General features: G+C 36.6%; 11 protein-coding genes. 5 read left to right on the forward strand and 6 right to left on the reverse strand.

The annotated features are described in order from the left end of the window. Positions 1 to 30: 30 nt before the first annotated feature. From ACXR6G_RS09125 to ACXR6G_RS09150, 6 genes are all read right to left on the reverse strand, one after another. Positions 31 to 1,410 (reverse strand): aminopeptidase P family protein, encoded by a 1,380-nt coding sequence (locus tag ACXR6G_RS09125; protein WP_458361112.1) that lies wholly within the window; start codon positions 1,408 to 1,410, stop codon positions 31 to 33. A 372-nt stretch (positions 1,411 to 1,782) separates the two neighbouring features. After that, positions 1,783 to 2,388, reverse strand: a complete 606-nt coding sequence (locus tag ACXR6G_RS09130) for a lysine exporter LysO family protein (protein ID WP_458361113.1) — start codon at positions 2,386 to 2,388, stop codon at positions 1,783 to 1,785. 54 nt (positions 2,389 to 2,442) lie between these two features. Further along, positions 2,443 to 2,727: a LysO family transporter gene (locus ACXR6G_RS09135; RefSeq protein WP_458361114.1), complete on the reverse strand. Its 285-nt coding sequence runs from the start codon at positions 2,725 to 2,727 to the stop codon at positions 2,443 to 2,445. Between the two features lie 176 nt (positions 2,728 to 2,903). Then, a complete protein-coding gene (locus tag ACXR6G_RS09140) occupies positions 2,904 to 4,433 on the reverse strand; it encodes a RagB/SusD family nutrient uptake outer membrane protein (RefSeq protein WP_458361115.1) in 1,530 nt (509 codons plus the stop codon). Between the two features lie 78 nt (positions 4,434 to 4,511). After that, on the reverse strand, positions 4,512 to 7,691 hold the full coding sequence (locus tag ACXR6G_RS09145) for a SusC/RagA family TonB-linked outer membrane protein (protein ID WP_458361116.1): 3,180 nt from the start codon (positions 7,689 to 7,691) through the stop codon (positions 4,512 to 4,514). 521 nt (positions 7,692 to 8,212) lie between these two features. Then, positions 8,213 to 12,298, reverse strand: coding sequence for a hybrid sensor histidine kinase/response regulator transcription factor (locus ACXR6G_RS09150; RefSeq protein WP_458361117.1), 4,086 nt, complete (start codon positions 12,296 to 12,298; stop codon positions 8,213 to 8,215). 283 nt (positions 12,299 to 12,581) lie between these two features. On the opposite strand from ACXR6G_RS09150, the gene ACXR6G_RS09155 reads away from it, so the two are divergent. The 5 genes from ACXR6G_RS09155 (at position 12,582) to ACXR6G_RS09175 (ending at position 21,880) form a co-directional block, all read left to right on the forward strand. Further along, positions 12,582 to 15,506, forward strand: coding sequence for a SusC/RagA family TonB-linked outer membrane protein (locus ACXR6G_RS09155; RefSeq protein ID WP_458361118.1), 2,925 nt, complete (start codon positions 12,582 to 12,584; stop codon positions 15,504 to 15,506). Between the two features lie 136 nt (positions 15,507 to 15,642). Then, entirely contained in the window at positions 15,643 to 17,442 is a 1,800-nt protein-coding gene (locus ACXR6G_RS09160) for a RagB/SusD family nutrient uptake outer membrane protein (RefSeq protein ID WP_458361119.1), read from the forward strand. 99 nt (positions 17,443 to 17,541) lie between these two features. Beyond that, positions 17,542 to 18,876 (forward strand): DUF3472 domain-containing protein, encoded by a 1,335-nt coding sequence (locus ACXR6G_RS09165; RefSeq protein WP_458361120.1) that lies wholly within the window; start codon positions 17,542 to 17,544, stop codon positions 18,874 to 18,876. A gap of 196 nt (positions 18,877 to 19,072) precedes the next feature. Then, a complete protein-coding gene (locus tag ACXR6G_RS09170; RefSeq protein WP_458361121.1) occupies positions 19,073 to 20,509 on the forward strand; it encodes an SUMF1/EgtB/PvdO family nonheme iron enzyme in 1,437 nt (478 codons plus the stop codon). Positions 20,510 to 20,560: 51 nt separating this feature from the next. After that, a complete protein-coding gene (locus ACXR6G_RS09175; RefSeq protein ID WP_458361122.1) occupies positions 20,561 to 21,880 on the forward strand; it encodes a Gfo/Idh/MocA family protein in 1,320 nt (439 codons plus the stop codon). The last annotated feature ends 193 nt before the right edge of the window (positions 21,881 to 22,073 follow it).

The following is a 22,073-nucleotide window of genomic DNA, read 5'->3' on the forward strand; positions in this document are numbered from 1 at the left end:
ACAACGGATAGCTGACAACTTAAACTCAATTTATCTTTGTGCTTCGACGTCAGCAATGGTTTTAGGAATTGGTTTTCCTAGTAAACGAGCGCCATCCTTAGTAATTAAGAAGTCTTCCTCATTTCGGCAACCACCAAAGTCTTTGTATTGTTCCACTTTCTCGTAGTTGATGAATTCAGAGAAGCGGTTTTCAGCTTTCCACATATCAATCAGCTCAGGTATAAAGTAGATGCCAGGCTCAATGGTCAGAACAAAATTTTCTTCCAACTCACGTCCTAAACGCAAGGATTTAAGTCCGAATTGTGTGCTTTTAGCTTCACCGTCATAACCAACATAAACTTCACCAAGGTTTTCCATATCATGAACGTCCATACCCATCATATGACCCAATCCACATTGGAAGAATAGCGCATGAGCACCTTGTTGTACCGCAGCGTCCAAATCACCTTTCATAAAGCCCATTTCCTTCATACCTTCAGCAATAGTACGCCCAGCTTTTAAATGAATATCTTTAAATTTAACTCCTGGAGCAAGCATATCGATAGCAGCTTCGTGAGCATTAAGTGCTATCTGATAAATTTCCCTTTGACGTGTTGTGAATGTTTTGTCTACAGGGAATGTACTTGACATGTCGCCTGCATAGTGCATACTGTTCTCAGCACCACAGTCGAGAAGTAACATATCGCCACTTTTCAGAGTGTTACCATGATAATGGTTGTGTAGGGTTTGCCCATTGATGGTTGCGATAACCGGAAAGGATAGTTGTCCCCCAGCGGCAATAGCAATTTGCTGAACGGCAGCAGCAACCTCGGATTCCTTCATGCCTGCGCGAGCCATTCTCATTGCTGCTAAATGCATATCGGCAGTAATATTCACCGCGTCCTCAATTAATACAATCTCTTCCTGGCTCTTATAATTTCGTTGGTTAACCACAGCTTTTACAAAATCGATAGATTGCCCTGCATTAGCTTGTGATGGAATCACATTTAAAAGATCAAATAATTTAATTTGGTGCTCTGGACGATAGGGTGGTAAATAATGGATTTGTCTTCCTTTTGCCATTGCAGATTGGAGGTAATCCTTGAGTTTAGAGGCAGGTGCTGTTTCATTGATACCTACATGTTCAGATTTTTCCTTTATGGTAGGTTGAGTTCCCATCCATACAATATGATCGATTGTTAGTTCGTCACCAAAAATGATCTCACGGTTTTCATCGATATCGATAATGGCATTTAAGCCTGCATAGTCAGAACCAAAGAAATATAAAAAGGTGCTATCCTGACGGAAATGGTAGGTGTTATCAGCATAATTCATACCTGATTCATCATTTCCCAGGAATAAAAGGATACCAGATTTAACATCAGATTTTAGCTTATTGCGTCTGTTGATATAAGTTTCTTTTGAAAACATACGATAGGATTTTGGGTTTGTTTAGTTTTGTGCTATAGCTTCTTAAGGTAAGAATGATCGAGCTTATTGTTGTTCTTTTTGTTCAATTAATAGAATATAGTAATCCCATGTAAAGAGTATAATCTATTAAATTGGATGAACGAAATAAGTTAGGGGTGAGGGGAGATGCTAACAAATCCAGCATTCGTACAAACCTTTGTACGAACAATTGTAGAGAAGTATGAATTCGTTAAAGCAAATCATTCAATTGGCTGTTAATTGAGAAGTAAATTTAGAAAAAATAAATTGTTTTTAGCTTTTATCTCCTTTAAAATGAGTTTAAACTGCTTGTCGTTTATGCTTGTTCTTATTCAGGCAGGTATTGAACTATTTTTATAAGAATTGGAGAATTAGAGGAACGATAACAGGAACTAAAATTGTTAATACAATACCACTAAAAACAGCAATAATTGCATATTCTTTACCTGAGTATTGTACAATGATTGGCATGGTGGTATCCATAGCTGTTGCACCACCCGAAGCGATACCTGCTAATTTACCAAAATACTTTACAAATAGTGGTGTTGCCAAAAGGGTTAGTACCTCTCTAATAATATTCGATAGGAGAGCAATGACTCCTAAAGTTTCAGAGTGAAATTCTGTAATGATAACTGAAGAAAGACTATAATACCCAAAACCAGCGCCTACGGCCATAGCTTCGCCAATATTGATGCTTGATAATAATACTGATACGGCAGATACACCAATTAATGAACCCACGATCACAGAAAGGGGTACGAGTATGATTTTGATATTGACTTCTCGAATCACTTTCCAAGAATCACGATCGGTACCTATACCAATTCCCACTAAAAACATAAGTAGGTAAAGTGCATATATGCTGAAATCTCCTTCTAAAAGGGAAGTAGGTAAAAAGCGAGTTAGTCCGAGGATTAAACCTAAAACAAAAAAACTGAGAATGATTAAACTGCCTTTCATATTATAATGAGGTGTGAGATTGTAGAATTGAGGTTTGAGAAAATAGGACAAAAACTATTTCTGTTGAAAGAAAAATTTGTAGGTCGCCCACGCACAAATCAGGGAACCTAATATAGCTCCAAGTGTAAGCACTAATGCCTGCAAACCTATTGAATGGAGGTTGTTGATTATTTTATCATTGGTACCGACGCCTATTCCCAAAAGAAACAACAAAAGGAAGATTGAGAATGAGGTTAGAATTCCCACTACTTTTATGATTTTTGGTCGATTCCCAATAAATAGGCCAATACCCATTCCTAAAACCATAATGGCTAATACAATGATGATGTCGAGTAGCATAGGTGAGTCAGTGTTTATGTTTTATCTTGAAATAATAATTCTACCGGCAAAGTAAATAAATAAAGAGCCAGTTATGTATTATGAAGTGAAATATTTGTCTTGAAATATATTGAGCGAAGTTAATTAAAACTCCGCCCAATAAACTAACTACTTACTTATGAAAAATTGCTTGAAAATTATATCTCAGAATTATTCTTTTGTTCCTTTTCAGGAATAGGAAAGAAGAAATCTTCGGATGTTAGAGTTCTTCCATGAGTTCCCATTGTTTCAATTAGTTTATTCCATCTTCTTAAGTCATGAAAACGCGATCCTTCCATTGCTAGTTCGCAGATTCTTTCATGCTCAATTTGATTCATGATTTCCGCTTTTGTTGTAGCAGTGGTAGCTGGCATGTTTGCACGAGCTCTTACAGTATTGATGAAGGGAATTGCAGCTGACGTTTCATCTAAATTGTTTAATGTTTCAGCATACATCAATAATAAATCCGCATAACGCATTAATGGTATATTGATACTACTTTGGCTTGAGTTTAAATCATCTTCGCTTTTAGGTAGATACTTTCTGAAACCGGTTTTATCATGAGCAACTCCATTGTAATCCCACCAATCGTTGAAGGTATAACCATAAACTCTTGGATTAGCTGGATCGTTAAAGTATTCATCATCGAAGAAAAGTGTGCTGTACAGGCGATCATCATAACGAGTGTCTGTTGCAGTTTTACCTTCCTTCTTGAATTCCTCTAAAAGGAAATCACTACCAGCAATTTCGTCCCATCCACCTAAACCAGCAGGTTTCAACCATCGGTGAGAAGGGAATTTGTAATAAGCTCCATTAGCTGTATTACCTGAAAGTTGAAGTTCAAATATCGACTCAGTAGAGTTCTGATTTGTACCATCAAATAAAGAAATATATGAGTTTACTAGTTCATAATTTCCGTTATCAACCACAGCTTTAAAAGCTTCTTTGGCTGATAGGTAATAAGCAGGAGCATTTTCAGCCTCTTCGCCAGCTCTAAATAAATAGGCTTTTCCTAAATAACCCAAAGCAGCCCATTTTGTAGCTCTACCTGTGTTGTTAGCATCGAAAGATTCTGGTAATAGTTTTGATGCTGCTTCGAAATCTGCGATAATAAAATCCCATGATTCGAGTCTAGTACTAAGCGCTTTTGATGTTTCTGAATCTCCTTTAGGATAAGTCTCTCTAATGATAATCTTTTCCCAAGACATTAATAGTTTAAGGTGATAATATGCTCTTAAGAATTTAGCTTCTGCTACAATTTTATCACGCTCAGCAATAGCGATTTTTTCTTCAGCCATTAAACCTACATTTTCGATCACTTGGTTGGCATAGTTAATACCTCTGTAGTGAATCTCCCAATAAGCCGATGTTTGAGTATTACCGGGAGTCATGTCGAAATTGTAGATGGTGAACCAATCTTCGTAATTATAAGCGTCACCACCTAAATTTACCAAGTCGGAGGTGTATAGCTCAACAGGAAATTTAATTTCGGCGAAAGCCCAATAATCGGTAGCACATTCCAATTGAGAATAAGCAGATGAAAGCCCTGCTTCAGCATCGCTTTGGTTGCGCCAAAAATTATTGATGGCTAAATTATCTGGATCTTCCTGAGTCAGGAAATCCTTTTCGCAGCTAGTGTGAACTAGCCCCAGGCCTATGAAGGCAAGTAGATATAATAATTTGTTCATTGTGTTTAAATTTATTTCTTGATGATATCAGAGAAATCTTTATCAATTTCTCTGATGAATCTCAATAAATGATGTGAATTAGAAACTTAACTGAATACCACCGTAATATGATTTGGTAAGAGGATAGAAACTTCTATCAATGCCTATGTTTTTCACATCGGCTCTACCTAATTCAGGATCGGTACCACTGTAGTCAGTAATTGTAAATACATTCTGAGCATTTACGTAGATTCTCAGTTTTGAAACACCTAGTTTCGTTAATATGTTTTTTGGTAGGGTGTAACCCAACTCTACATTCTTTAATCTTAAGAATGATGCATTTTCCAGGAATCGGTCAGATTCACGGTTATTTAAGTTCGGATCTCCCAATACAGCTCTTGGCATATTGGTGTTTTTATTATTTGCAGTCCAGGCATTGGCTGTTGAAGCAAGGAAGTTCTGACCTGCTGACATATTTTCCAGATAGTAACGGTTACCATTGTAAAGTTTGTTACCACTAACACCATAGAACATACATGAGAAATCGAATCCTTCGTATGCTGCATTTAAACTTAAACTGTAGCTAAAATCTGGAATTCCTGAACCAGAATAGACCTTATCTGCTTCGTCAATATTTCCATCATTGTTAGTATCAATAAATCTGATATCACCTGCTTTAGCATTTTCTTGAAGTAAATCACCATCGCTATTTTTGTGTGCCGCTACTTCATTATTCGATTGGAAAAGACCATCGGTTTTGTATAGGAAGAATGATCCAATTTCGTATCCCTGACGAGTTTGAGTAGGGAAGTGAGCATCACCATATTTTAGACCTTCTCCAAAAATGGATTGATCCTTATTAGCTAATTTTGTTACCTCATTTTGGGTTGTTGAAAACGTGGCATTAATGCTATACTTGAATTTTTTACTGTGGTTATTATAACCAAGTTCGAATTCAATACCTTTATTTTCAACTTCCCCAACATTAGCAATCATCTCATTATCACCACTTGAGGTTGCAAGTGTCTTAGGGATTAGTAGATCTTTGGTGGTATTGATGTAGTAGTTGATGGAGCCACTAAAACGATTATTCATCAAAGTGTAATCAAGACCTAAGTTTCTAGATGTTGTGGTTTCCCATCGTAAATCGGCATTAGGGATTTCTGTTGCGATACTACCTGGCCATGGATTGGCTCCTGATCCTTTTACACTTCCTAACGTGTAGTCGTTAGCTGTGTAGATTAATGATTGGTATTGATAGTTATTAAGAAGTCCATCATTACCTAACTTACCCCAACTTGCTCTTAGTTTCAGGTTGTCGATAAATGAGAAATTACTCATGAATGATTCTTCAGAAAATCTCCAACCTAGAGCAACAGAAGGGAAAGTCCCATATCTGTATTCTGATCCGAATTTAGATGAACCGTCTCTACGGAAAGTGAATTGGAATAGATACTTGCTTTCGAAAGAATAGTTTACACGTCCAAGAATAGATGTTCTCGTGTATTTACTCATACTACCCGAAGCAGCATAAGTTCCACCTTCACCTGCAGAAAGTGTAATCCAAGATGGATCTAAGAATCCTGCAGGATTATCTTTAGTCACCAAGCTACCATCTTCTACTGAATATTCAGTGTTTTTACCGATAACTGAAGCCTTCATCCAATCTTGGGTCGTTTCTTCAGCAGTGAAACCAGCTACCGCAGATACAGAATGCTTACCAAATGTTTTATTGAAGTTGATCAAGTGTTCAACCATGTTCTTTCTCCAGTTCATTTGATACTTTTCAAAAGACACATAATCTTCCTTGTCTTTATGGTCTCTTTCGTAAGCATTTTTATGGTGCCAATTGTGCTCGTTTGAGTTGATGAAACCCAAGTTAACTTGATACGAAAGCCAATCGGTAAATTTGAATTTACCCGTAATATTTCCAGAGAAATACTGAGTTTTGTTTTCACCACTTTCATTCATATGTGAAGCGAAAGGGTTGGCGTTGGACGGTAAATCACCAAAAGTAAGAGCTGCTGTTCCATCCTCGTTTAAGGTTGGGATAGTAGGCGTTATTTTGTAAATCTCTCTTAATGAGAATTTTATTTTTTCTTCTTCAGTTTCGGCATATGAAATATTGGCATCAATAGAGAAACGTCCTCTAGTTGTTCCTAATTTTGCTCTTAGGGTTTTCTTTAGATATTCACTCCCCATAGCAGTACCTTCTTCATCGTTCCAGCTACCAGAAACACCGTAGTAAGAATTCTCATTACCTCCGTTAATGTTTATATTGTAGTTTTGGTGCACTGCATTACGAAAAACCTCTTTTTGCCAATCAGTACTGTGTGAGATAGGTGTTGTGATATAGCCAGGTAAATCGATAGGGTCACTGCTGTACTGATTGTAGTTATCGTACATCATTTTATGTACTGCAATATAACCTTCTGAATCTAAAAGATCTAAAGAGCTAATGCTTTGCTTAACTCCGGTGTACATATTGAAATCGATGGTTGTTTTTCCTGATTTTCCTCTTTTCGTAGAAATAAGAACAACACCATTTGCAGCTCTCGAACCGTAAATGGCTGCAGCAGCTCCATCTTTAAGGATCTCGATAGATGCAATATCGTCAGGATTCACCAGTGACATATCGCCAGGCAAACCATCGATAATGTAAAGCGGTGTATTGCTACCGATGGTACCAACGCCTCTAATTACAATATTTGAACCTGCACCTGGAGCACCACCAAATTTTGAAATGCTGACACCTGCAACCTTACCTTGAAGTCCATCAACAGGGTTGGAGCTAGGTGTTTTTTGTAAGTCAGATGCTTTAATAGAGGCTACTGATCCCGTTAAGTCACTCTTCTTTTGAGTTCCATAACCGATAACCACAATTTCGTCTAGTCCTAAATTTTCTGATTCAAGTACGATGTTTAAAGTATTACCATTAACAACAACTTCTTGTGTTTTCATACCTACGAATGAGAAAACAAGGGTTTGGCCTTCTTCAACTTGGATTGTAAATTTGCCGTCGAAATCGGTACTTGTACCATTAGATGTTCCTTTTACGACAACGGATACACCAGGGATAGATAGTCCATCATCAGCAGATGTGATAATACCTGTTACGGTATTCTGATTTTGCTCAATATTGCCGAAGTTTGATGTTTGTGAAGCTTTCACCAAGGTAGGCGAAAATAGAATTACGACAATGCATAGTTTCATAAGCCATGAAACACAGCGTTTTTGCGCATGGTGGAAGTGCGCAAAAGGGTTTGCATTTTTTTTCATAAATTTAGGTTCGTTAAAGTTAATGCCAGTTATCTTCTTTTTTGCGATGGAAACAACTGAGCGTATTTAATGTTAGGCAGAGATTGTTGGTAGCTTTCTCTGTCTTTTTTATACAATTGTGTTTGGTATTGAGTTGATATGATTATTATCCATTCTCAATGGCTGTAGGTTCTTAATTGGTGTTCTTATCCTGAATTTAGGATTTAGAAGGGTATCTCTTGCGTGGTGAATGTATAGAGATACGAAAGTTCAGAGTCTAGTAAATCCAACATTCATACAATCCTTTGTACGATCTGTTGTGATGTCGGGTAGATTTAGTTTGTTTAATCATAATTACCAAAACTAGATGTGTAAGTAGTAGCTATCTTTAATTTGTTTTATACAAATATATAAAAATACCTACCAGTTCCTACCAGTACGGAAGATAAAAATGATAGTTTAGAATGAATTTTATTGTCTTGTAGCCTGTAATACTTGTCTTTATGCAGGTTTGGAGTCTGTCTGTCTGTCTGTGTAATGAATTATTCTTCTACTATATCATGCGATTCGAGAAAAGAAGTACCGTCTTCCGAGTTTGCAAGTTGTTTAAATTGCTTAGGCGTGTAATTATATTCCTTTTTAAAGCATCTTGAGAAATATTTTGGATCATTAAAACCGACATTAAATGCAATTTCAGAAATAGTGTAATTGTGTTTTACCAAAATGAAAGCTGCTTTTTTTAATCTTAAACATCGCATAAAGTCAACAAGGGTTTTGTTGGTTATAGACTGGAACCTACGATAGATATTTGAGTAACTCATGCTCAATGCTTCAGATAAATCCTCCAGTTTAAAATCGGGATTAACTAAATTCTTCTCAAGTTCTATTAATACAGACTCAATAAATTTTTCATCAGGTGATTCAACCTGAGGGGCCTCAGTTTGAGTCAATAATTCAGTTCTGTATTTTAGAATAAGATTTTTGTGAGATTCTAGAATGTTATTGATTTTAAATATCAATTCTTTAACGTTGAAAGGTTTGTTAATATATTCTATGGCGCCATATTTCAAGCCCTCGAGTTTAGATTGAGTCGTATTACGAGCTGTTAATAGGATGATTGGTATGTGGCGCATTGTTTTCGTATTCTTCAACTCCTTACAAAGAGAGATACCATCCATTATGGGCATCATGATATCACTAATGATAAGATCCGGCGTTGTTTCGTGTAAAATAGATAGGGCTTCTTTTCCATTTTCAGCAGTAAATACATTATATAAGGGACTAAATGTATCTTTAAGAAGAAGCAACATCTCGTAATTATCCTCAACAATTAAAATTTTTATTTTACTGTTGAGATTAATAGTGGGCTTATAAAGGTCTTCCTTATTGGAATTCTCAGTTTGAACCAATTCATTAATTACGGGTTTATCGATGATTTCATCTACACTCAGATGTTTACAGTCCAAAGGAAGCTTTAAACTAAATTCAGTTCCACTATTTATAGCTGACACAACATTTATTTCGCCTTTGTGTAAAGTGATTAGTTCTTTAGTAAGAGCAAGGCCTATTCCAGTTCCGCCAACAGCTTTACCTTCCTTTGATTGGTAGAATAAATCGAAAATGTGTTGTAGATTTTCTTCATCTATCCCAATTCCCGAATCAGATATGTTCAGAAAGAAATGCTCATAGTTACTCTTGATTTTAAATTGAATCTGACCTTCGCGCGGGGTAAATTTAAAGGCATTTGCTAAAAGGTTATAAATGACATGTTCAAGTTTTTCTTTATCATACCATAGCATGATATCATTTTGTTTTGATTCAAAAACAAAGTCGATATGCTTAAATCGTGCTTGTTCGGTAAAGGAGAGAGCTATGGTTTCACAATGTTTAGAAATATTATTCTCGCTTGCACGTAACTGTAGTTTCCCCATTTCACGATTTCTTACAGTCATCAATTCCAGAGCGATACGCGATAAACGTTTAGCGTTGTTATGAATAACATTCAAGCGTTGTTTTAATAAGAGATTTCCTTCTGCTCGCTCAATCATGCTCTCGATGGGAGCCATTATAAGAGTAAGGGGCGTTTGAATTTCATGCGACATTTTTGCGAAGAAATTCATTTTCATAGCATATAGTTCATTGATTTTCTCATTCTGCCACTCTTCAATGATGAGTTTTTTCTTTAGTCGGGCCCACATAATGGAATAGCGAATGATGAAAAAGAACGCAATAATCAGAACCAGACTATAGAATGTGTATGCCCACCATCTTTGCCATAGAGGAGACAAAACAGTCATTTGTATTGCTCGAGGTTCTATGTCCCAAAGATTTCTTTTGGTTCCAGCTTTTACTTCGAAAGTGTAATCCCCGTATGGGATATTGGTATAGGTTGCAATTCGATTGTTTTCTGTCGTTATCCAGTTTGTATTAAAGCCCTTTAATCGATACGCATAAAAGTAATTGGGATCGAGATGATCGTTAATGACCGAAAATTGAAAGGAAAATGAGGTCTGTTTGTGGTTGAGTTCTATTTTTTTCACCTGTTCTATGCCTTCATGTATCTGATCTGGAATAATCTCATTGGCATCTCTATTCACAATATCTAATTGATTGATCCTTAGTTGAAATTCTTTTTTGCTGGTTTTCATTTGTTTCGGATCAAAAAAATTGACCCCTCCAACACCACCAAAATAGAGCAGACCATTTTGATCTATACCAGCACTTCCAGATAGAAATCTGTCTTTTAAAGTTCCATTTTTCCAGGTGTAATAATAAGCTTGTTTTGTATTTAAATTTAAATGAGAAATACCATTTGTCTTTGAGATCCATAAATCTGAGCTATCGGCTAGCACAATGGCAATACCTCCATGTAATTCTTCATTACCGAAGCCCTTTAGTGGTTCTGATAATTTGGTCTTAAGATTGAATTTTATCAACTTGGAGTAGGAGTTGAGTAGATATAGGTGACCATGGAGATCAGCAGTGCCATGCATAACACTGTTTTCCATTTGATTATTAGACTTTGATAATTTGTAGGTTGCGAAGTTTGATTTCTCAAAAAAATCATTCTCATTGAATAGGCAGACTCCGCCCTGATACATACCAATCCATAATTGATCGCTTTCATCTTCCATGAAAACTTCAGCAATACTACCACTTAGTCCATTTCTATTGTTTGGGAAAAATGCAATTTGTTTATCGGAATTTGAAAACACAAAGATCCCTAGATTAGTACCTACCCAGGTGCGATTTCTTTTGTCTATATATAGGGATCTAACATCAGTTGCAACTTGTCCCTTTTTGTCCTTTATCTGTATCGATTTGAATTGATCTGTTTTAGAATTATAATGACACAATCCATTTAAGTAGGTTCCTATCCATTTGTTTTTAGATTGATCTTCAACAATGGATTGAATGTAATTTCCATTAAGGCCATTGTTCAATGTTGAATTGGTAATAAACTGCTTGATGGCTATACCTTGCTTATTAATCACACTTATACCTTCTCCATCAGTACCCAGCCAAAGACTTCCATCTTTACAATTTAATATGGATAAAACACGTGTTGGTGTACCAGAGAGGCTTCCACTATAATAGCCAACAGTTGATGATTCGTGAGGTAAGATGTTGATATTGCCATAATTTGTGAAAATCCAAATGTCGTTATTCCTTGTTTCACCAAAACCAATTACTGAATTACTTTGAAGGGAGAATTTATTGGTTTTAGAATGCTTGTATATTTTTACCTTTTTTGTTTTGGGATTAACCTGGCAAAGTCCTCCACCGTCTGTACCTGCCCAAATTAGACCTTTGCTATCACGAAAAATTCGAATTATCATATTCGTAGGGACGAAATGTGAAATTTGTGCTTTTTTGTGGAACTGTTCGTATGTTTGAGATGTTGTATTGTAAAAGAAAAGACCATTAAGTTCGGTTCCTATCCATAAATTCCCATCTGAATCTGTTGTTAAAATAGTCGTATTTGACGATTGATTGAAAGGAACAGGGAGCTCCTCAATTGTCATTGTTGTGGTATTTCCTTTGAATACGCGACCAGTGCCCGTGCTAAACCAGATGCTATTGTTTTTGCCCTCTGAAATAGATGTTATCCTTTCGTTGGGAGAGTTGATGTCAAACTTTATATGTGTCGAATCTGATAAAGATTGACCAACAAGTGTCCCAAAATTACTTCCCAGCCAAAGTCGTGATTCACCAATAGCTAGTGATTCAATGTTTTGATGTTCTTCCAAATTCTGGATTCTCGAATGATGGGGGGTGAATTTTCCTGATGGTAAAAGTTCCGAAATATTTCCTTTTTTAGATACACACCAAATTCTATTGTTTTTGTCTTTGATAATGTTTAGAATAGATGAGGTCCTTGCATTAATTCCCATTACATCAGTAAATGAATAGGCTTTATAATCGTAACCATCGAAACGAAGAATGCCTTTATCAGAATTGAACCATAAGTAGCCTAAAGAATCTTCAACTACAGTACTAACATTGGTTTGTTGTCTGTCTACTTCAGCACTAAGGTGTATGAAATTTGTTGACTCATCAGCAAATGAGAAAAAATAAGAGTTACAAATCACAAAAAGTAAAATGAGCTTGGTTAGATAGGTATTCATTTTTAGCATGCTGAGTTAATTACTGGGTTTTGGGATAAAACAAAAATAGATATCTATAGTAATCCTACCAAGCAAAAATCAAACAAATATCAAGTTGTAATCAGCTGTATTGTACTATTTAATTGGCTTGTGGGAAAATGTCTACCTATTAGCCTAAAATGTCCACTTTTTTATAAATGTGATTCTCCAATTTTGAAACTCTCATCGTTGAGCAAGTCGCCTAAATGAAATCTTGTGAGATAGATGTGGAAATGAAACTAACCTAATTAAAACAAAAACCTCTATGAAAAACATTTTGTTGACTATCTGTTTATGTGTGTTGGGGCTTGCCTCGTATGCTCAGGACGGTGTCGTAAAAGGAAAAATTTTGGATGGTAGTGGACTACCACTTCCGGGTGTAAATATCCTAGTTAAGGGAACTACCAATGGAACCTCTACTGATTTTGAAGGGAATTATGAATTGAAATGTGCCATGGGAAATGACTTGATCATTTCTTTTATGGGATTTAAATCACAAACGATTACAGTTGCATCCTGGACTATTAATTTTACGCTAGAGGATGATACAGAATTGCTGGATGAGTTAATTGTTGTTGGTTATGGTGTTCAGAAAAAGTCAAATATGACGGGATCGGTTACAAATATTAAGGCGGATGACTTAAAGTCAGTAACGACACCAAATATTGCCAATATGCTGCAAGGTAAAGCAGCTGGTGTCTATGTTAGTGCAAATTCAGGTCGTCCAGGAGCAGCTCCTCGTATCAGAATACGTGGTAAGTCTACTTTGAGTGGTAGTGTTAGTCCTTTGTGGGTTGTTGATGGTGTGATTCAATCTGAAGCGCCAGATCTTAATGCTCAGGATATTGAATCGACAACTATTTTAAAAGACGCATCGGCAACAGCTCTATATGGTTCTCGAGCTGCTAATGGTGTTGTACTTGTAACAACAAGGAGTGCTAAGGCAGGTGAATCAAAAATTAGCGTTTCAGTTAAAACAGGTATAAGCCAATTGTCTACAGGTGATTTCTCTATGATGAATGCTAGTGAAATGACAGACTATATCAAATCATTTGGGAATGGCCATGCTGATCTAGATTGGTTTACAGAAGAAGCTCAGGCAATAGATACTGATTGGTTTGATGAAGGAACTAAATTGGGCGTTGTTCAGGATTATGGTATTTCATTTAGTGGTGGAAACGACAAAATGAAAACTTTTATTTCTGGTAATGTATACGATGAGTCAGGTGCTGTTAAGGGGTATGATTATACACGTTATTCAGGAAGAATGAATGTGGATTATAAAATTAAGGATTACTTGACCTTACATCCTAAAATGAATTTCACCTACAAAGATATTGATAATAGACAGCAAGGTGTTAGTGAAATGTTTTTGAATATGCCATATGATCGTCCAAAAGATGATAATGGTAATATTATCAACCCTAAGGACGAAAGTGTAGGATGGATTGGTCGCGATAGAAGCAATTCTATTTATGATTTACAGTGGAATTATTCAGAGTCAACAACCTTAAAATTGTCTCCATCTTTAGGATTTGATGTGAATATTGCTCCAGGTTTAACTTTCGTATCGTCTAATAGTTTCGATTATCAGCATCATAATTCAATGTCGTATACCGACCCTATGTCTAACTCAGGTAAGAACGACAAAGGATCAATTTCTAACTACCATTTGAAAAGTATGAATCGATTCTCTAATCAGTTATTACGATTCACAAAATCGATTGATGAGCATTTCTTTACAGTGTTGGCAGCTTATGAGTACAATGACTATAAGTGGTCAACAACATCAGCTCAAAAAAATGGTATTGTTTCTGGTACAAGCATTTTGAATGCAGGGGCTGAAATGAAAAGTATTTCAGGATCTAAGGATAACTATGCTTTTAAATCCTATTTATTTAATGCTAACTATTCGTATGCTTCTCGTTATATGGGGCAATTCTCTTTCCGTAGAGATGGTTCTTCTAAGTTTGGTAAGGATTCTCAGTTTGGTAATTTTTATTCGATTAGTGGTGGTTGGAATATTCACAATGAAGATTTCTTCGATTTTGATGAGATTAATGTGTTGAAATTCCGTGCTAGTTATGGTGTTTTAGGAAATACTCCTGGTAGTTATCATCCAAGTAAGGAGCTTTATTCTATTACAAACCAATACAACAAATACCCTGTTATTTCTGCTGACCAGTTAGGTAATGACGATTTAACATGGGAGAAAACTTATAGTACCAACTTTGCTCTTGATATCCGTTTCCTAGATCGTTTCGATATCAATATGGAATATTACATTAAGGATACTAAGGACCTTCTTTACTATGTTTCTCTTCCAGCAACAGCGGGATTTAAAGGTTATTGGGAAAATATTGGAGCAGTTAAAAACCAGGGTTTAGAATTTATGATTGGTGCCGATATCTTCAAAGGAAAGGACAATGGTTTTGCATGGCACGTTGATGCAAACATCGGTATTAATACCAATGAGGTTCAAGAATTGTACGAGAATAAAGACTATACATCAGGTAATAAAATCCGTCGCGAAGGTGAAGATATAGACACTTGGTATATGCGTAAGTGGTCTGGTGTAAATTCAGAAGATGGCAAGCCTCAGTGGGAGATTGTTGACGAAGATGGAGCAAAAACTGTAACTAGTGATTGGAATGATGCTACTGTTCAGATGGTCGGTTCAGCAACTCCGGACTATTTTGGTGGTTTATCTTCAGTCATGTCTTATAAGAACTTCACTTTAAGTATGAATATGGATTTTGTACAAGGAATCGATATTTATAACTCAAGTAGAGAGTTGTATGATAATGATGGAGCTTATGCTAGTTTTAATTCAATGTCATTAAAATCAGGTTGGAGCCGTTGGACAAAAGCTGGTGATATAGCAACTCACCCACAAGCGATGAATGGTGGTAACAGTCTTTCTAATAAGACATCATCAAGATATATTGAAGATGGTAGCTACATCAAGTTACGTAATGTGACTTTGAATTATTCATTCGCTGGTTTAAAAACAAAGACTTTCTTGAATAATTTAAGCATTTATGCATCTGCTGAAAACTTGTTTACCATTACAGATTTTTCAGGTGTTGATCCTGAGGTTGGTAACGAAGATAATGAAGGTGAAACTTCTCAGTATGGCGATTACGCTATTCCAAGACGATTCATGTTTGGAGTAAACTTCTCTTTCTAAGAGTTGATAGTTTTTGCTTTTATATTTCAAAATATAAATTGATGAAATATCTTGAACTAAACTGATAGATAAAGCGAATGGTTTTTATAAACCATTTAAAATTTCAAAGTTTATTCGGATACAAAATTTTAAACAAATGAGAAAAATATATAAATATTTTGCTGTTTCACTATTCGCATTAGGTTTAAGTTCTTGTGAGCTAGATATGGAGCCGTATTCAGCAATTGAAAAGGACGATGTGTATTCATCGGAAAATGCTATTGAAGCATTAACATTAGGAAATTATGCTATTCTTAAAGGATCGGGAATTGCTGATGGTAATTCATGGGTAAACAATTATTTCCGTTTTGGGGAATATTCAGGAGATAATGTGGCCTTAAGTGGATCAACAACTGACCCTTTGTATTATACATATAACTACAAGCGTCAGGTTAAAGGATACAGAAAACAATCTGTATGGACAGCTGCTTATAAAGCAATTGTAGGTTGTAATATTGTGATCGATAGAGCTGTAGAAGGAGAAAGTGCTGAGATGGATAATATTATCGGTCAGAACTATTACTTAAGAGGGATGCAATATTTCTATCTAACTTCATTATTTGGCCGTCCTTACAACCAAAGTCCTGAATCTAATCTTGGTGTACCTATTAAGCTTTCAACTGATGTTGATGATCAGCCTTTACGCTCAAGCGTAAAAGAATGTTACGAGCAAGTGATTTTAGATTTGAAGAAAGCTGAATCTCTAATGCAATCTGAAAAGACAGCTTCTTATGCAACTAAAGAAGCTGCACAGGCTTTATTATCTCGTGTTTACTTATATATGGGTGATAATGACAATGCGATTACTTATTCTGATTTAGTTATTAATTCGGGTCGTTATTCATTATTATCGAAGGATGATTTTAAAGTTTATCCAACCTTTACACCAGATGAAAATCAGGAAACAATTTTTGCTTTAAGATTTGTTGATGGAGCTGATAACTCAGGACAATGGGATGATTGGTACGCCTTCTCGGGAATGTACGCAGCAGTCGATTCTGAAGGTAAAGCTTCTCTTGATGGTTCTGGATGGGGTGAGTTATACGCTTCAGTTACATACAGAGATATTGTAGAAGAATGGCCAGATGATGCTCGTGGCGCTTTTGTTACCTCTATGGTTTTAGATAAGAATTCTGAAGATTTATGGGGTGTTTGGTATGGTTTAAACTCTTATAAAGGTACTGATTCTGATGAGCAGAAGAAGTTGAATGGGCTTTTGTTTCATCAGGATTCGGTGAGTGCAGATCGTACAATCTTGTATCAAGAGTTAGCTTCGGATCAAGGAACTAAAAGTATGGAAGCACCTATTACTGCTGTTGTAGATGCAAAAACTGGCGTGACCAATTATTGGGTAACACCTTATCAGGTTAACAAAGAAACAGGAGCAACACAATTATTACCTACAGCTGTGAAGTTACGTATCAATCAGAAATTAGCGACACGTCAAACTTATCCTAAGTACTTTATTACAAAATGTTCTGGACAAGAGAATAAAGGTCATTTATGGTCACCAATTATCTCTCGTTTAGCTGAAATTTATTTGAACAAGGCAGAGGCTTACGCTCATAAAGGCGATATAGGAAATGCACTTGCAAATGTAAATATCGTTAGAACAAGAGCAATTGGTTCAGAGGCAGCCTACACAGGAGCAGATATAACAGCTGATGTTAGCCTTTTGGATTTAGTGTTGAAAGAGCGTCGTTTAGAGCTTGCTTATGAAGGACATCGTAAGTTTGATATTTTCAGAAATAGTAGAAATTTGGACAGAGAATATCCAGGAACTCACCTTCGTGGTAACGATCCATTCTTTGAGGTGACTTATGATTCTAATGTTATTATAGAATATATCCCTGAGGGGGAAATTTTAGCTCAACCAGATTTACAACAAAACCCGTAAATTGCTAATTTAAGGAGAAGCTTTAAGCTTCTCCTGATCTATGATTTTTTAAGTGCTGAAGTTTGAATTGTGAGATTTAAATATTTACAAAACGACATAATGAAGATTAAAATATATTCAGTTTTGGTATTACTATTTGCCATGCAAATTGTATTGGCATGCTCCTCATGTTCCAAGTCAGAGAGTGACGGAGAAGATATAAACAAAGCGCTTTTGAATGAGCTTAAAATCAATATCCCACTGAAGGGAAATGCTTGGCTTGTTAATGATCTATCTTTAAACGAAAGTATGATCACGGATCAAGGCTTAAAAAACTGGTCGAAACAATCATCTCTAATTCGAACTTTTGTCAGGTTAAATTCTACAGGACAGTTGTGTTTGGGATTAAAAGCTAAATCTCTAAAAGGTAGTTCTGTCGTTCGAATTTCAATAGGAGATGTTTCCAAAGAAATTACAATAGATAATCACGAATTTCAGGTGATTCCAGTCGGTTCTTTTGATATTCCTGAGGAAGGCTATATTCAGGTTGATATGCAAGGTATTTCAAAAACGGATCAATATTTTGCAGAGGTTTCTCAGCTTGTTATCGGTGGAGATGCAACATCAACAGGTACTGATTTTGTAAAAGAAGATTTTTACTGGGGACGACGTGGACCATCAGTTCATCTTGCATACACAGTGCCAGAAGGTACAGGGGATATTCGTTGGTTTTACAACGAAATAGAAGTGCCTGAAGGAAACGATGTGATCGGTTCTTATTATATGGCCAATGGTTTTGGTGAAGGTTATTTCGGTATTCAAGTGAACTCGGAAACGGAACGAAGAATTCTATTTTCGGTTTGGAGTCCATATGTGACAGACAATCCCAATGATATTCCTGAAGATGAGAAAATTAAATTATTGAAAAAAGGTCCTGATGTTAAATCGGGAGAATTTGGTGATGAAGGATCTGGAGGACAAAGCTACAGGGTATATAATTGGAAAGCCGGACATAAATACCGCTTTCTTTTAGGTGCAAAACCAGGTGTTGATAATTCAACAGATTACACGGCTTATTTTTATGCACCAGAAATTGGGAAGTGGGAGCTTATCGCTAGTTTTAGACGTCCCAAAACCTCAACTTACATCACTCGTCCTCATTCATTTCTTGAGAACTTTATGACCGAAATGGGACAGTTTACCCGTAAGGCTACCTACCAAAATCAATGGCTTAGAAATACAGATGGAAAATGGTTTGAGATTACTGAAGCGAAGTTTACTGCAGATGCTACAGCTCGTAAAAATTCACGATTGGATTATGCCGGAGGTTCAGAAGGATCACATTTTTATCTGAAAAATTGTGGGTTTTTCAGCGATAGAACAACGATAGACTCATTTTTTAAAAGAAATGAATTGGGGATAGAACCCGTTATTGACTTTGAAAAACTCCCATAGATATTTGAGTAGTTAGAATAAATATAGTTAGTAAATAGAGGAGATTAAATCGGAGAATAGGTTTGGTAGCTTTTTGTAATTGGCTTTAGGTTGAGTCTCCTCTTTTTTTACTTTTATAAAGAAGATAAGTGGTAAAAGCTGACTTTTAGAGTCAGCTTTACGCCATTAAATGAAATCGTAATAAGCACTAGAAGCGGTGAGTTTTAAAAGTAAGATAAAAGGTTTAATAGTAGTTGTTGTAGTTCTTGTTTTGGTCTATCGTTCAATTGAAAAATTGGATGTCTATACCTCAAGGGACTCCTATTGTATAAGCTGCCATATACATACTGATGCAGATCATTCTTGGGTTTTATCCTCACATTATAAGACGGAATCGGGCGAACAAATCCATTGTATTGATTGTCATCTCCCTCCTAAAGAAAGTTTGGACTTCTGGCCTAAGAAAATTAAAGCAGGGAGTAAAGATCTATTTGCCTATTATTTTAAAGATCATGATAAATTCAATTGGGCAGAGAAAGCTGAAATTGAAAATGCTATTCGTTTCACACCAAAATCATCTTGCATCAATTGTCATCAAAATTTATTCCCTTTTAGCCTGTCTGAAAATGGGGAGAAAGCACATTTATATTACCGACGAAATGAAGATGAATTACATTGTATCAATTGCCATAAAGGGGTAGGACACGGTGATCACAAAACCATGTATGAAGAAAATACGTCATTTTTAAAACGTGAGGACATCATTAATGAGATCATTCATGCAAAGTCTACAAAAGTTGAAGATTTTGCAGACTATGTTGAAACCATTCCAGGTTCATCTGTTTCTTTCGATATGATTGCTATTCCATCAGGATCTTTCGAAATGAAAATTTATGCTGATAATAATTTTAGAAAGAAGCCTATTAGTAGCAAGCAAGTCAAGCTTTCATCCTTTTTTATGGCTAAAGTTGAATTGACTTGGGATGCTTACCGAGCTTTTTTAACGGATGTGGAATCTGAAGGAAGAAGTCAAAAGATTGAATCAGATAAGTTTGATGCTATATCTGGAGCAACACCACCATGGGGCGATCCTTCTCAGGGTTGGGGAATGGAACAGCGACCTGCCATTAGTATGACTTGGCAAGCAGCCAATATGTATTGCAAATGGCTTTCAAAGAAAACAGGAAAAAGGTACCGCTTACCTACCGAAGCAGAATGGGAATATGCATACCGAGCCAACTCGAAGGAGGATATCAATTTTTCCGATGAGGAAATGGATTCTGGGATCATTTATAGAGACAACTCTGGGGGGAAAACACATTTGCCCGAAGGAATGAAAGCTAATGATTTTGGTCTGGTTAATATGCTGGGCAATGTGAAAGAATTTTGTTCTGATTGGTATGCTGATAATCCTTTTGAAAATGAAAAAGACACCCTTTTATTCAATCAAGAAGGACCAACCAAAGGGAAGGAGAGAGTCATAAAAGGAGGCTCGTATCGATCTAAGAAAAGATATCTGCTGCCGGATTACAGAGAAAGTACAGAGCATGATAAATGGTTGAGAACCGATCCGCAAATGCCTAAAAGCATCTGGTGGTATTCCGATTGTAGAGATGTGGGGTTTAGGCTTGTTTGTGAATGGGATGGTGAGTAATAATAATAATAATAATAATAATAATAATTGAATTGTGGATTTTTTTGAGCTATGGAAACAAAGAAAAGTGAGAGACGAGAATTCTTGAAAAATGCCGGCACGGTAGGCCTGTTTTGTGCCCTGGGAGCCACTGGTTTAATACAATGCGAGTCTAATAAAGTAAGAGATTATGACTATCCACCTTTACTCAAACAAGCCCCCGATGGTCCCGTCTTAAAAGCAGGTCTTATCGGTTGTGGATATCGAGGTACAGGAGCCGCACTTAATTTTCTGAATGCTGGACCCAACTTGGAGATCACTGCTCTAGCGGATGTTTTTATCGATAAAGTTGAGCTCTGCAATAAATTGTTGAAGGAGAAAAAAGGCATCGAAGTACCTAAGGAGAATTGTTTTGTAGGTTTCGATGCTTTTGAAAAGCTAATTGATAGTGGGGTTGATGTGGTGATTCTTGCCACGCCACCTAATTTCAGACCAGAGCACCTGGAGGCCTGTGTAAAAGCTGGCAAGCATGTATTTATGGAAAAACCCATTGCGGTAGATCCAGTTGGTGTACGATCGGTGATGATATCGGGTGAAAGAGCCCAAGCTATGGGTTTGTCTATTGTAACGGGTACTATTAAACGTCATCAGAAAGATTATCTAGAAACCTTTCGTCAGGTGGCTAAAGGGGAAATTGGTGATATTGTCTCGGCCAACTCTTATTACAATGTTGGCAAGCTATGGCATAAAAGCCCACGAGCCGAGTGGAGCGAAATGGAGGCCATGATTCGTGATTGGGTGAACTGGTGTTGGCTATCAGGCGACCATATCGTAGAGCAAAATGTGCATAATCTCGATACAGTGAATTGGTTTGTGGGTCAACACCCCATAAAAGCCATGGGATTTGGTTCTCGCCAACGCCGCCTGACAGGCAATCAGTACGATATGTTTAGTGTTGATTTCCTTTATGAAGACGATGTGCATTACCACAACATGTGTAGACAAATCAATGGCTGTGAGAATAATGTATCGGATTTGATTAGAGGAACTCAGGGGTATACGAATTGTCAAAATACCATCTACAATCAAAATTCAAGTATTAAGTGGCAATTTGATTATGGGAATGAGGATAACAAGCTGGAAGTAAGTCCCTACGATCAGGAACATATCGATTGGGTGACTGCCATTAGAACAGGCAAGCCCGTAAACGAAACCCAAGCCATCGCCGAGTCGACCATGACGGGTATTATGGGAAGAATATCGGCTTATACAGGCAAAGAAACGACTTGGGAAGAGATGATGAATTCTGACTTATACCTTTCACCTAAGCATTATAGCTTTGGAAAAGTTGATGTGGATAAATCCGTTCCTGTGCCTGGCATAGGTAGATGATAACTTGTTTGAAAATAAGGTCATATTCATTTAGGTCAAGAGCAGGGGTGAGGTGTATTGTGTCCCGCATAATGCGCTGATAATCACAGAAAGATGATGTCACCGCCGTCATGCTCTGACTTTTAAATTTCCCCTCCTTACTTTTAAGGAGGAGAAAACATTTGCAGGTAATGGTGTTTGTGTTTTCATATTT

It is taken from the genome of Ancylomarina sp. YFZ004, assembly GCF_054254355.1.

Coding starts and splice junctions, on each gene's coding strand:
- ACXR6G_RS09125 (WP_458361112.1), bottom strand. CDS start 1,410: ATGTTTTCAAAAGAAACTTATATCAACAGACGCAATAAGCTAAAATCT.
- ACXR6G_RS09130 (WP_458361113.1), bottom strand. CDS start 2,388: ATGAAAGGCAGTTTAATCATTCTCAGTTTTTTTGTTTTAGGTTTAATC.
- ACXR6G_RS09135 (WP_458361114.1), bottom strand. CDS start 2,727: ATGCTACTCGACATCATCATTGTATTAGCCATTATGGTTTTAGGAATG.
- ACXR6G_RS09140 (WP_458361115.1), bottom strand. CDS start 4,433: ATGAACAAATTATTATATCTACTTGCCTTCATAGGCCTGGGGCTAGTT.
- ACXR6G_RS09145 (WP_458361116.1), bottom strand. CDS start 7,691: ATGAAAAAAAATGCAAACCCTTTTGCGCACTTCCACCATGCGCAAAAA.
- ACXR6G_RS09150 (WP_458361117.1), bottom strand. CDS start 12,298: ATGAATACCTATCTAACCAAGCTCATTTTACTTTTTGTGATTTGTAAC.
- ACXR6G_RS09155 (WP_458361118.1), top strand. CDS start 12,582: ATGAAAAACATTTTGTTGACTATCTGTTTATGTGTGTTGGGGCTTGCC.
- ACXR6G_RS09160 (WP_458361119.1), top strand. CDS start 15,643: ATGAGAAAAATATATAAATATTTTGCTGTTTCACTATTCGCATTAGGT.
- ACXR6G_RS09165 (WP_458361120.1), top strand. CDS start 17,542: ATGAAGATTAAAATATATTCAGTTTTGGTATTACTATTTGCCATGCAA.
- ACXR6G_RS09175 (WP_458361122.1), top strand. CDS start 20,561: ATGGAAACAAAGAAAAGTGAGAGACGAGAATTCTTGAAAAATGCCGGC.